We start from the raw sequence: 12116 nt of genomic DNA, 5'->3' as shown, positions 1-12116 counted from the left end.
CCTGACCCCGGCGGCCTCCGTGGCCGTCGCGGTCCGCGTCATCGCCCCGTGCCCCCTGCCCCGTCCGGGCAGGGGGCACGTACGCTTCTGCGGGGCAGCCGGTGGATCTTGGAAGCAGGGGTGGGGCCGCCATGGCCGGTGGTGCGAAGGCGCGGCGGTTGCCGAGGGCCGTGCGGGAGCGGCAGATGCTGGACGCGGCGGTGCGGTGCTTCGCGCGGCACGGCTACCAGACGGCCTCCATGGACGAGATCGCCGAGCTCGCCGGGGTCTCCAAGCCGCTGGTGTACCTCTATCTGCACTCCAAGGAGGAGCTGTTCACCGCCGTGATCCGGCGGGAGGCGCAGGCGCTGCTCGCCGTGGTCGCCGAGGCCGTCGTCGACCCGTGCGCGCCGCCCGACGAGCGGCTGTGGGCGGGGCTCCTCGCCTTCTTCACGTACGCCGCCGAGCACCCGGACTCCTGGGCCGTGCTCAGCCGGCAGGCGCGGACGCAGGGGGAGCCCTTCGCCGGGGAGGCGGCCCGGATGCGGGACGAGATCACGGCGTTCGTGGCCGGACTGATCGGGGAGGCGGCCAGGGAGGCGCGGGGCGGCGCCGCCATCACGGAGCGGGACGTGGCCGCGCTCGCGCAGGCGCTGGTCGGTTCGGCCGAGTCGCTGGCCGCCTGGGCGAACGAGACGCCGGGGGTCACGGCGAAGGAGGCGGCGGCGACGCTGATGAACTTCGCGTGGTCCGGCCTCGGGAACCTCATGGAGAACGAGCGCTGGTCGCCGCGCTGAGGTGTGCGGCGCGAGCGGCGGACTGCGCGACGGCTTGTGAATTGCCCCTGCCGGTCTCCCCGTTGGGCCTTACCGAGCAGTAAGGTTACCGGCTAGTCAATCACCGTGCAGCAGACAACGCACCGACGTACGACCTCAGTTCATCGCGCAGACCGAGGAGCCGCACGTGTCCGTCGTCACCGCCCCCTCCGACAGTGAACCGGTCGAGCCGCGCAGGACCCTGGTCGACGGGGTGGTACGGGAGGTGTCCCTGCCCGCCCTCGTCCCGCCCGTCCGGCGGGGCTCCCTCGCCGACCTCCCCTACGACAACGCCCGCCAGGACCCGGCGGCCGTCCTCTTCTCCCGCAAGGGGCCCCAGGGCGACTGGCGCGACGTCACCGCCTCCGCCTTCGCCGCCGAGGTCCACTCCGTCGCCAAGGGGCTCGTCGCCCACGGCCTCCGCCCCGGCGACCGGCTCGCGCTGATGGCCCGGACCACCTACGAGTGGACCCTCCTCGACTTCGCCGCCTGGGCCGCCGGACTCGTCACCGTCCCGGTCCACCCCACCTCCTCGGCCTTCCAGACCCGCTGGATCCTCCAGGACTCCGGCGCCACCGCCTGCGTCGTCGAGGACCCCGAGCAGGCCCGGCTCGTCTCCGCCGAGCGGCTGCGGCTCCCCGGCCTCGCCCACCTGTGGGTCCTCGGCACCGGCGCCGTCGACCAGCTCCGCCGCGCGGGCGCCCGGGTCGCCGACGAGGCCGTCACCGCCCGCCGGGGGCTGCTCACCCCCGAGACCCTCGCCACCCTCGTCTACACGTCCGGCACCACCGGCCGCCCCAAGGGCTGCGCCCTCACCCACGCCAACTTCTTCGCCGAGGTCGACAACGCCGTCCGGCTCCTCCACCCCGTCTTCGTCGCCGAGAACGGGGAACCCGCCGCCACCCTGCTGTTCCTGCCGCTCTCCCACGTCTTCGGGCGGATGGTCGCCGTCGCCTGCGTCCGGGCCCGGGTCCGTGTCGGTCACGCCCCCACGGTGGAGGGCGAGCAACTCCTCACCGACCTCGCCGGCTTCCGCCCCACGTTCCTCCTGGCCGTCCCGTACGTGCTGGAGAAGGTCCACCACTCCGCCCGCGCCACCGCGGAACGCGGCGGGAAGGCCGCCGTGTTCGACCGGGCCGCCGCGATCGCCCGCCGGTACGGGCGGAGCGAGGCGCCCTCCCTCTCCCTGCGCGCGGCACGGGCGCTGTACGACCCGCTCGTCTACCGGCGCGTCCGGGCCGCGCTCGGCGGCCGGGTGCGGTACGTGATCTGCGGCGGCTCCTCGCTCGGCGCACCGATCGCCGAGTTCTACGCGGGCGTGGGCGTCGAGGTCTTCGAGGGCTACGGCCTGACGGAGACCACGGCCGCGGCGACGGTCACCCCGCCGCGGCGGCCCCGCCCCGGGACCGTCGGCCTGCCGCTGCCCGGTACGGCCGTGCGGATCGCCGACGACGGCGAGGTCTGGCTCAAGGGCGGCCATGTCTTCGCCGGGTACTGGGACGCCGGGCGCGGGGCGGCGGTGCCGTACACCGACGACGGCTGGTTCCCCACCGGTGACCTGGGCTCCCTGGACGCCGACGGCTATCTGCGGATCATCGGCCGCAAGAAGGACCTCGTCATCACCTCGGCGGGGAAGAACGTCGCCCCGGCCCCGCTGGAGGACTGGCTGCGGGCCCACCCGCTGGTCGCCCATTGCGTGGTCCTCGGCGACGGCCGCCCGTACATCACCGCCCTGATCACCCTCGACCACGAGGGGCTGACCCACTGGCGGCGGATGCGGCACAAGGACCATCTGGCGCTCTGGGAGCTGACCCGGGACGAGGAGCTCCTCGCCGTCATCCAGCGCGCGGTGGACGAGGCCAACCGCCTGGTCTCGCGCGGGGAGTCGATCCGCGCCTTCCGCGTCCTGACCGCCGAACTCACCGAGCACTCCGGGCACCTGACGCCCTCGCTCAAGCTCAAGCGACGCGCGGTGCTGCGGGACTTCGCGCGGGAGATCGAGGAGATGTACGCGGCGGGGGACAGGCCGTAGGACGCACCGACGGCGCGGGACCTTGCGGTGGACCACCGGGAGGGCCGGAAGCGCCCTCGGGTTTCCGGCCGGTCACGGCTCCTGGGAGAGCTCCGCCGGCCGGTCACCTCTCTCCTCACACCATGAGGGAGACCTCGTGGATCTCGTCCGCCGCGTGGCCCGTGCGGGCGTGGACCCGCTGGACCGCCTCGGCCGACGGGCCGTGCGACAGGCAGTAGACCGTGCCCGACTCCGGGTCGGCCCACGCCCTCTCGAAGTGCACTCCCTCGTCCTTCTCGACGGCGAGGTCGGCCTGATGCGCTTCGTTCAGCTGCTCCGACGTGATGCCCACCATGCCCCGGTGCACGTCCATGTACGTTGCCATGGTTCACCCACCTCCACTTCCATGGTGCGCCCTCAGGGCCAGAGCAGCTCGCGCAGCCAGTCGGAGCCGGACGCCGGGTCCCGGCGGTAGCGCAGGCGCAGGTGGCGGCGGCGCCCGTCGCCCTGGAAGAACTCGACCTCGGCCGGTTCGACGACGTACAGGGTCCAGGTGGGCGCGGGGGTGTCCGGCTCCTCCTCGGCCCGCCGCCAGGCCGCCGCGCTCGCCTCCGCGAGGGTCCCGGGGGAGTCCAGGACCTCGCTCTGCCGGCCCACGAGCGCCGAGGCGAGGGCGCCGGTGGTACGGGCGTGGAGGTCCTCGTACGCCTCCTCGGCGGTGCCGGTGGTGACATGGCCCCTGACCCGGACCTGGCGGCCCTGGACCGGCCAGTAGAAGCCGAGGGCGGCCTCGGGGCGGGCGGCGAGCTGGCGGCCCTTGGCGCTGGTGGAGTGCGAGGCGAAGTGCCAGCCGCGCGCGTCGGCGCCGTGCAGCATCACCGTACGGACGTCGGGTCTGCCGTCCTCGTCCACGGTGGCCAGGGAGAGGGTGTGCGGTTCGCTCTGGCCGGCCGCGACCGCCGCCGTGAACCAGTCGTGGAAGAGCGGCAGCGGTTCGGGCGGGGCGCCCGCCGGGTCGAAGGAGGGCAGCTCGGTGTCCCAGACCTTCAGGGAGCGCAGGGCGTGGTGGAAGTCGGTCATACGGCCACGGTAGGGCGCCGCGAGGGCCGACGTGGTCGCCGCGGAACGTTCGTCCGGGGGCTTCAGCCCCGGCCCAGCACCACCGTCCCCGAGGAGCAGAACCAGCCCCCCGTCCCCGAGGCCACCGCCAGCTCCGGCAGGCTTCCGTCCGGTCGGCGCACCTGGAGGCCCGGCGCCTCGCCGCGCAGCTGCCGCACCGCCTCCACGAGGAGGAAGAGGCCCCGCATGCCCGGGTGGCAGGCCGAGAGGCCGCCGCCGTCCGTGTTCACCGGCAGCCGGTCCTCCTCCTGGACGAACGGGCCCCCCTCGCCCTTCGCGCAGAAGCCCAGGTCCTCCAGGGTCACCAGGGTCATGTAGGTGAAGGCGTCGTAGATCTCGGCCAGGTCGACGTCCGCCGGGGTCACCCCCGCCCGCTCGAAGGCCAGCCGGCCGCTGACCGCCGCCGGGGAGACCGTGAAGTCCTCCCACTCCGACATCGTGGTGTGCGAGACGTGCTCGCCGGTGCCGAGCACCCAGACCGGGGCGGTACGGCAGTCCTGGACGTACTCCTCGGCGACGAGCAGCACCGCGCACCCGCCGTCGCTGCGCAGGCAGCAGTGCAGCTTGGTGAACGGATCCGCGATCATCGGCCCGGACAGCACGTCGTCGACGGTGATCGGGTCGCGGAACATCGCCTCCGGGTTCAGGGCCGCGTGCGCCCGGGCCCGCACGGCCACCTCGGCGAGCTGCTCCAGGGTCGTCCCGTACCGGTGCATGTGGCGGCGGGCCGCCATCGCGTACTTGGCGATCAGGGTGTGCCCGTACGGGACCTCGAACTGGAGCGGACCGCGCGCCCCGAAGGAGAGGTTCGCGGTGCGGCGCCGGGCGCGGATGTCGGCGCGCGCGGTGGAGCCGTACACGAGGAGCACCGCGTTCGCGTGCCCGGCGGCGATCGCGTCGGCGGCGTGCGCGGCCATGACCTCCCAGGTGGCGCCGCCGACGGCGGTCGAGTCCACCCAGCGGGGCCGGAGCCCGAGGTATTCGGCGACCTCGACCGGGGCGAGGGTGCCGAGGCCCGCCGAGGCCAGGCCGTCGATCACCGAGCGGTCCAGGCCGCTGTCCGCGAGCGCGCGCCGGGCGGCCTGGGCGTGCAGCGCGTAGGGGGTGGCCTCGTCGACCCGGCCGCAGTCGGCGAGGGAGACGCCGGCGACGGCGACGCGGCGGGGCCTGCGTGCGGTGGGGGATGAGGTGGACGCCATAAATCTGACGGTACATCAGATCCGGTGGATCCGGACCGGTGATTCTCTGGGCAACAAGGCCTGTGCGGTCCTAGCATGACGCACCGTCAGACAAGGAGGGAGCCTCATGGACGCCGCCGACAGCACAGCGCCCGTCGCCGCCGGAACAGCCCCACCAGGCGCCGGAACCGCCCCGCTCGCCGCCTCGCCCCCCGCCGCCGGAACAGCCCCGCCCGTCGCCGCCGGAACAGCCCCACCAGGCGCCGGAACCGCCCCGCTCGCCGCCTCGCCCCCCGCCGCCGGAACAGCCCCGCCCACCGCCGCCGGAACCGCCGCACCCCCCGCCCGGCCCGCCCGGGACCGGCAGGAGATACGCCGTACCCTGCGCGAGCTGCTCGCCGAGCGGGCCGGCCCGCGCGCGAACCGCGCGGCCACCGCCACCCCCCAGGGGTACGACCCCGAGCTCTGGGCCCGGATGTCCGGCACCCTCGGCCTCGCCGGGCTCACCCTCCCCACCGCGTACGGAGGCGCCGGGCGCGGTCCCGCCGACCTCGCCCTCGTCTGCGAGGAGACCGGCCGCGCCCTCGCCCCCTCCCCGCTCCTCGCCACCAGCGTCCTCGCCGCCCCGCTCCTCACCGCCCTCGGCACCCCCGGCCAGCGCGCCGCCCTCCTCCCGCGCCTCGCCGCCGGCACCCTCACCTGCGCCCTCGCCGTCCCCGGCGGCTCCCTCGCCCTCGCCCTCGGCCTCACCGGCGACAACACCGCCGCCGACTGGTCCGGCGGCGGCCGCGCGGGCGGCGTCCAGGCCCGCGCCGACGAGCACGGCTGGCGGCTGTACGGCGAGGCCGCCCAGGTCGTCGACGGGCACAGCGCCGCCCTGCTGCTCGTCGCCGCCCACACCGGAGGCTTCGCCCGCAGCCGTACGCTCCTCTTCCTCGTCCGGACCGACGAGGGCGCCCCACCCGGTCTCGCCCGGACCCGGCAGCCCGCCCTCGACCCGACCCGGCCCCGTGCCACCGTCCAGTTCCGCGACACCCCGGCCGAACTCCTCGGCGAGGAACCGGCCGACGTCCTCGGCGCGCTCGCCGCCACCGGCCGCACCGCCGCCGTCATGCTCGCCGCCGAGGCCGTCGGCGCCGCCCGGGAGGCCCTCGACCGCGCCGCCGCCCCCACCCGCGACCACGCCCCCGCGGCCGGGCACCGGCTCGCCGACCTCCACGTCCAGGTCGAGGCCGCCCGCTCCCTCACCTCCTGCGCGGCACGGGCACCCGGCCAGGAACCGGAGAGCGGGCCGCTCGCGCTCGCCCACGCCCTGGAGGCCCTGCGCGCCACCGCGGCGGAGTTCCTCCAGCTCCCCCGCGGCGACGGCGCCGCCGGAGAGCACGACGCCCGGCTCTTCTTCGAGCGGGCCGCCTCCGACGAGCTGCTCTTCGGGCCCGTACGGCGGCTCCGCGCACGCGCGGCGGAACGGACCGGACGCTTCGGAGAGGTGGCGGCGTAGATGCCCGTCGGACGCGGACTCGTGCAGAAGATGTCCTCGACCCGGGCCTTCGCCCGCGTCGCCCCGCACGTCATCCCCGCCATGGACCGGGCCGTGCACCGGCTCACCCGGGGAAAGGTGCTGCTCAGCGCCCAGATGCTGCCCGGCCTCGTGCTCACCGCCCGGGGCGCCAGGAGCGGACTTCCCCGGGTGACCCCGCTGGCCTGCATGCCGGAACGGGACGGCGGCTGGCTGCTCGTCGGCTCCAACTTCGGCCGCCCGGGGCACCCCGCCTGGACGGCGAACCTGCTCGCCCACCCGGACGCCGAGGTCAACTGGCGGGGCGAGGACGTGCCCGTACGGGCGGAGCTGCTCACGGGGGAGGACCGGGCGGCGGCCTGGCGGGCGGCGCTGCTGTTCTGGCCGCCGTACGCCACGTACCAGGCGCGGGTCGAGCGCGAGATCAGACTGTTCCGGCTGACCCGGCGGTGACGGGGCTCGCGGAGACACGGCGACGCCGACGGCGGTCCGTGGGGGCGGGCCGCCGTCGGCGTCGACGACAGGACGGGGGAAGGAGGGGGTGGGGCTATCGGGTCGGCTTCTTGCCGGTGATGCCCAGATACACCAACAGGGCCAGGTTCGGCTTGAGTTCGGCCTGCTTCACACCCCAGGTCGTGAAGCCCTTCTGATGGCCGGCGACCGAGGCCAGCATCGCCACGAGCGAACCGGCCATGGCGGCGGGGCTGACCTCCTTGTCGACCTTGCCCTTGGCCTGGAGCTCCTTCACCGCGTCCGTGAGGGAGTTGGTGACCGAGTTCAGGATCTTCATGCGGATCTTGTAGAACCGCTTGTCGCCCTCCGCGGCGCCGAGGTCCACGACCCTGAGGATCGCGTCGTGCTTCCGCCAGAAGTCCAGGAAGCCCTCGACGAGTTCCTCGGAGGTCTGCCAGCCGGCCTTGCCGACCCAGGAACGGCCGGAGACCAGCTCGGTCAACCCGGCGCCCTCCTTGGCCATTTCCTCCGCGATCTCGAGAACGGCTCCCTCGACGTCCGGGAAGTACTGATAGAACGTCGCGGGTGAAGTACCCGCCTTCCGGGCCACATCGATGACCTTGACGTCCCGGTAGGGCGAGGAGCTGAGCATCTCACCGAGGCAGTCGAGCAGCTTCTGCCGCGTCGCCTGGCCGCGTCGTCCGGCCACGCGGCCGTCGACGGTGCGTACTTGTCCTGTCATGCCGTCAGCTTACCGAGGGGGGGTCGGCGCGCGATTCGGCCGACTGCAAATGGGGTGCGACCCCGTTCCGCCGGTGTTCTACGAGGTCGGTACGCGTGTCCTGCTCGGGGGCGGAGGGGCGGGTTCAAGCCAGTCTGGTGGCGTTGCCCGGTCGGCCGGGAGAGCCCCGTACCCGAATAGGCTTATGAACAGGCTGTGGACAACTTCGGTGGACAACTCAAGCGCCCCAAGGGTTGTAGGCGGATGAATCGCTCCTTTGTTCGCATTTCGGGGCATGCGGGGCGGCCCCCTCAGCCCTAGCGTGGAACCATGGCGGCACGCATTGAGGGCACCCCCTGTTGGGTGGACGCGCAGCTTCCCGACCTGGAGGCCGGCAAGCGTTTCTACGGCGAGCTCTTCGGCTGGACCTTCGACCCCGACCGCGACGAGGCACTCCTCGGCGGGCGACGCGTCGCGGGGCTCCTCCCCAAGCGCGACGGCCGCATGCCCACCACCTGGACCGTCTACCTCGCCACCCGGAACGCGGGCACCCTCTCCACCCGCATCAAGGCCGCCGGCGGCCAGATGGTCATGGAGCCGTACCCCGTCGGCCCCTTCGGCGTCCTGGCCCTCGCCGCCGACCCCGGCGGCGCCGTCTTCGGGCTCCGGCAGGAGGGCGACGACGACGGCTTCGAGGTCACGAACGAACCGGGCGCCTACTGCTGGATGGAGGTGTACACCCGCCGTCCCGAAGCGGTCGACACCTTCTACGCCACCGTCTTCGGCTACCTCGGCCGCCAGGCCGACGCCGAGGAGGAGGGCAGGGAGGCCGACTTCGACTACCGCGTCTGGTCGCCCCCCGGCGCCCGGCCCGGCGACGACAGCGCCTTCGGCGGGCGCGCCGTCATCACCGACGACTTCCCCGCCGAGATGCCCGGCCACGTCCTCGTCTACTTCGTCGTCGAGGACTGCGACGAGGCCTGCGCCACCACCGCCCGCCTCGGCGGCCGCGTCACCACCCCGCCCTTCGACACCCCGCACGGCCGCATCGCCGTGCTCCGCGACAACCAGGGCGCCCGCTTCGCGGTCCTCGCGGAACCGAAACCGGCCGGTAAGGGCTGAGTCGTACGGGCCGGTACCGGCCCGCGCGGGACCGCCCCCTATGACCTGCGACACCCCGATCCGCCCCCGGGTTCGCAACCGGGCCCTCGGACAGGAAGAATCAGGGCCACGGGGCCGTACTCATGGCCCGTACGGGGAGGTGGCAGGCAAGTGGAACAGCTGACGCAGCACGACCCGAGACGTATCGGGCCCTTCGAGGTGCTGGGCCGGCTCGGCGCGGGCGGGATGGGCCTGGTCTATCTCGCGCGTTCGGCCTCGGGCCGGCGCGTGGCGATCAAGACCGTGCGCACGGAGCTCGCGGAGGACCAGCTGTTCCGGGTCCGCTTCACCCGGGAGGTGGAGGCCGCGCGGGCGGTCTCCGGCTTCTACACGGCCGCCGTCGTGGACGCCGACCCCCGGGCCGCCGTGCCCTGGCTGGCGACCGCCTACGTCCCCGCGCCCTCGCTCGAAGAGATAGTGAACGAGTGCGGGCCGCTCCCGGCCCAGGCCGTGCGATGGCTCGCCGCCGGCGTCGCCGAGGCCCTGCAGTCCATCCACGGCGCGGGCCTGGTCCACCGCGACCTCAAGCCCTCCAACGTCCTCGTCGTCGAGGACGGCCCCCGGGTGATCGACTTCGGCATCGCGTCGGGCGTCTCCAACACGCGCCTGACCATGACCAACGTCGCCGTCGGCACCCCGGCCTACATGTCGCCCGAGCAGGCCCGCGACTCGCGCAGCGTCACCGGAGCCAGCGACGTCTTCTCGCTGGGCTCCATGCTGGTCTTCGCCGCCACCGGCCACGCGCCCTTCCACGGCGCCAACCCGGTCGAGACCGTCTTCATGCTGCTCCGCGAGGGCCCCGACCTGGAGGGCCTGCCCGAGGAGCTGCGGCCCCTCATCGAGTCCTGCATGCAGATGGACGTCACCCGCCGGCCCACCCCGGCGGACCTCCAGGCGCAGCTCGCCCCGCACCTCTTCGGCCCCGGCAGCGACGACAGCGGTACGGCCTCGGCCTGGCTGCCGGAGAGCGCCACCGCCATGATCGAGACCCGTCGCGGCGGCCGCCCCGCCCCGGCCCCGACCGCGCCGCCGATGCCGCCGCGCCCGCCGCGGCAGCCCCAGGGCGGCGGCGACCCGCGCTTCCCCGGGCCCGGCGGCCGCCGTCCCGAGCCCGCGCCCGTCGGCGGCGGGCGGCACGCGGGGCCCGCCGAGAGCGCGGGCGGTCCCGTACGCCTCGCCGGCGCCACCGTGCCGATCGGCCCCGGCCCCCGGGTCGCCGACACCCGGGCCGCGCTCGCCGTCGGCCGGGGTGCCGACGCCGGACCGGCGACCGGCTGGATCCGTCCGCCCGGCGGCGGCCCGCACGGCGCGGACCCCGGTTCGTACGCGGGGGAGCCCGGCCCGCCGCCGGGCGCCCGCCCGGTGGGCGTCCCCTCCCAGGGCTCCGAGCAGGCCCCGGCCGAGCCCGGCCCCTGGCGGCCGTGGCGCTTCCGGATGTCGAACGACGTGTGGGGCACCCCCGTCGTCGACGGCGACCTGCTGTACGTGACCTCGTTCGAGGTGCACGCCCTGGACACCGGCAGCGGCCGGCGCCAGTTCAAGACCCGGGACGTGGCCTGGTCCATGGCCGTCGCCTCGGGCCGTATCCACGCCTCCGACGGGCCCACCCTCTACGCCCTCGACGCGTCCGACGGCAGCGAGCGCTGGCGGCTGCGGACGGACGCCTGGGTGTACTCGCTCCAGGTCGACCGGGGCACGGTCGTCACCGGCACGCGCGGCGGCGGGGTGCAGGGCTGGGAGGCCTCCAACGGCGCCAAGCTGTGGGAGATCACCGGCGCCCAGACCGACTTCGAGACCCCGGAGGCGGGGCCCGCCGTGCACGGCGACACCGTGTACGTGTGGCGGGAGGCCCGGCTCCAGGCCCTCGACGCCCGCACGGGGGTCGAGCGCTGGTCGTACCCGATCGGCGACGCCGCCTCCTGCGCGAACGTCCCGGTCCGGGTCGCCCCGGCCGAGGACGGCTGTGTGTACGTGTCGGCGGGGAACCGGGTCCTGTCGATCGACATCGCCGCCGGGCACGTCCGCTGGCACTTCGAGGCGCCGGCCGTCTTCCTCTCGCCGCCGGCGTTCGCGCCGGGGCCCGCGGTGACGGGCGGCGGGGTGTACCTCTCCGACCACCTCGGCACGGTGTACGCGATCGACGCCACCACCGGGCAGGACCGCTGGCGGATCGCGACCGAGCCGCGCCAGTCGGCGGAGCCGGTGCTCGTGGCCGGCGGCAACGTGCACGTCGGCAGCGGCAGCGCCCTGTACACGCTCGACGCGGTCACCGGCACCCCCCGGTGGCGGTTCGCGGCGGGCGGCGAGCTGGTCGGCTCCCCGGTCGTCGCCGACGGGCGGGTGCACTTCGGCTCGGCCGACCACGTCCTGTACACCCTGGACGCGACCGGCGGTCAGCTGCGCTGGAAGCTCGCGACCGGCGGCGAGATCACCGGCTCGCCGGTGGCCAGGGGCGGCGTCGTGTACGCGTGCAGCAAGGACCGCTGCGTGTACGCGCTCGACGCGGTCAAGGGCACGGCCACCGGCCGGGCCTAGCGCTGGTGTCTCGGCGGTTCGTCCCGGTCGTCCGGGCGCCACGTCGGCACGTCGTAGGTCTGGGTCGGCGCGTACGGGTCCTGCGGGTGCCGGTGCGGGTCGTCGCCGGGGTGCTCCGGCGGCGGCCGGTCGTCGTACGGGGCGGGGTGGGCGGGCCCGCGCTCCCCGTCCACCCGGGGCGCGCGGCCCCGGCCGGACATGACGAGTGCGCCGAGGAGCAGCAGGACCCCGCCACCGAGGGCGTTGGCGACGCCGTCGCCGAGCCCCGCGGCGTCGCCGCCGACGGTGAGACTGCCCTCGGCCTGCCCGACGCGCACCATCCACAGGATCGTGAAGCCGAGGACGAGGACCCCGGCGACGGCGACGAGCGCACGGGAGCGCAGCACCACCCCGACGAGGGTGAGGAGCGCGGCGACGAGGAACGGCAGCAGGATCGACGTGAACAGGTCCGCCTTGTCGGCGGTGATGCCGGTGAACAGGTCGCCGAGGGCGTAGTCGCGGCCGTGACGGCCGTCGTACCAGGCACGGAAGGGGCTCCAGACGGCGGCCGCCGCTCCGACGAGGGCGAGGACCGAGCCGACGACGTTGCGGATCATCGTTGTCGCCTCCTTGGCGGTCCGGCGCT

Annotated in this window: 11 protein-coding genes; 6 read left to right on the top strand and 5 right to left on the bottom strand. The window is 74.8% G+C overall.

From position 1 onward, the window contains the following. The first annotated feature begins 131 nt into the window (after positions 1 to 131). Entirely contained in the window at positions 132 to 776 is a 645-nt protein-coding gene (locus tag AMK29_RS28070; protein WP_073818284.1) for a TetR/AcrR family transcriptional regulator, read from the top strand. A 166-nt stretch (positions 777 to 942) separates the two neighbouring features. After that, on the top strand, positions 943 to 2826 hold the full coding sequence (locus AMK29_RS28065; protein ID WP_073818282.1) for an AMP-dependent synthetase/ligase: 1884 nt from the start codon (positions 943 to 945) through the stop codon (positions 2824 to 2826). A gap of 115 nt (positions 2827 to 2941) precedes the next feature. On the opposite strand, the gene AMK29_RS28060 is transcribed toward AMK29_RS28065, so the two are convergent. The 3 genes from AMK29_RS28060 to AMK29_RS28050 form a co-directional block, all read right to left on the bottom strand. Then, the gene (locus AMK29_RS28060; RefSeq protein WP_073818280.1) at positions 2942 to 3190 is read right to left on the bottom strand and encodes an SCO4226 family nickel-binding protein; all 249 of its coding nucleotides are present in this window, start codon (positions 3188 to 3190) and stop codon (positions 2942 to 2944) included. 32 nt (positions 3191 to 3222) lie between these two features. Continuing rightward, a complete protein-coding gene (locus AMK29_RS28055; RefSeq protein WP_073818278.1) occupies positions 3223 to 3885 on the bottom strand; it encodes a pyridoxine/pyridoxamine 5'-phosphate oxidase in 663 nt (220 codons plus the stop codon). Positions 3886 to 3947: 62 nt separating this feature from the next. Then, a complete protein-coding gene (locus tag AMK29_RS28050; protein ID WP_073818277.1) occupies positions 3948 to 5123 on the bottom strand; it encodes a thiolase C-terminal domain-containing protein in 1176 nt (391 codons plus the stop codon). A 106-nt stretch (positions 5124 to 5229) separates the two neighbouring features. Between AMK29_RS28050 and AMK29_RS28045 the strand changes: the two genes are divergently transcribed. Beyond that, complete coding sequence (locus AMK29_RS28045; protein ID WP_241845736.1) at positions 5230 to 6603, top strand: acyl-CoA dehydrogenase family protein; 1374 nt, start codon at positions 5230 to 5232, stop codon at positions 6601 to 6603. Next, positions 6604 to 7074 carry a nitroreductase/quinone reductase family protein gene (locus tag AMK29_RS28040; RefSeq protein WP_073818275.1) on the top strand — a complete coding sequence of 157 codons (471 nt, stop codon included), beginning with the start codon at positions 6604 to 6606 and terminating at the stop codon, positions 7072 to 7074. A 94-nt stretch (positions 7075 to 7168) separates the two neighbouring features. On the opposite strand, the gene AMK29_RS28035 is transcribed toward AMK29_RS28040, so the two are convergent. Continuing rightward, positions 7169 to 7816, bottom strand: a complete 648-nt coding sequence (locus AMK29_RS28035; protein WP_073818274.1) for a TetR family transcriptional regulator — start codon at positions 7814 to 7816, stop codon at positions 7169 to 7171. A gap of 309 nt (positions 7817 to 8125) precedes the next feature. Between AMK29_RS28035 and AMK29_RS28030 the strand changes: the two genes are divergently transcribed. Together AMK29_RS28030 and AMK29_RS28025 are read left to right on the top strand one after the other, a co-directional pair. Continuing rightward, positions 8126 to 8917 carry a VOC family protein gene (locus AMK29_RS28030; RefSeq protein ID WP_073818272.1) on the top strand — a complete coding sequence of 264 codons (792 nt, stop codon included), beginning with the start codon at positions 8126 to 8128 and terminating at the stop codon, positions 8915 to 8917. A 150-nt stretch (positions 8918 to 9067) separates the two neighbouring features. Continuing rightward, entirely contained in the window at positions 9068 to 11491 is a 2424-nt protein-coding gene (locus tag AMK29_RS28025; protein WP_073818271.1) for an outer membrane protein assembly factor BamB family protein, read from the top strand. Here the strand turns inward: AMK29_RS28025 and AMK29_RS28020 are convergent. Further along, positions 11488 to 12087 carry a hypothetical protein gene (locus AMK29_RS28020; protein WP_073818269.1) on the bottom strand — a complete coding sequence of 200 codons (600 nt, stop codon included), beginning with the start codon at positions 12085 to 12087 and terminating at the stop codon, positions 11488 to 11490. The genes AMK29_RS28025 and AMK29_RS28020 overlap by 4 nt on opposite strands. Between the last annotated feature and the right edge of the window lie 29 nt (positions 12088 to 12116).

Source organism: Streptomyces sp. CB02261 (assembly GCF_001905665.1).
Classification (GTDB): Bacteria; Actinomycetota; Actinomycetes; order Streptomycetales; family Streptomycetaceae; genus Streptomyces.
Note: the sequence above shows the minus strand (reverse complement) of the source record. Positions and strands in the feature narration are given on the sequence as shown.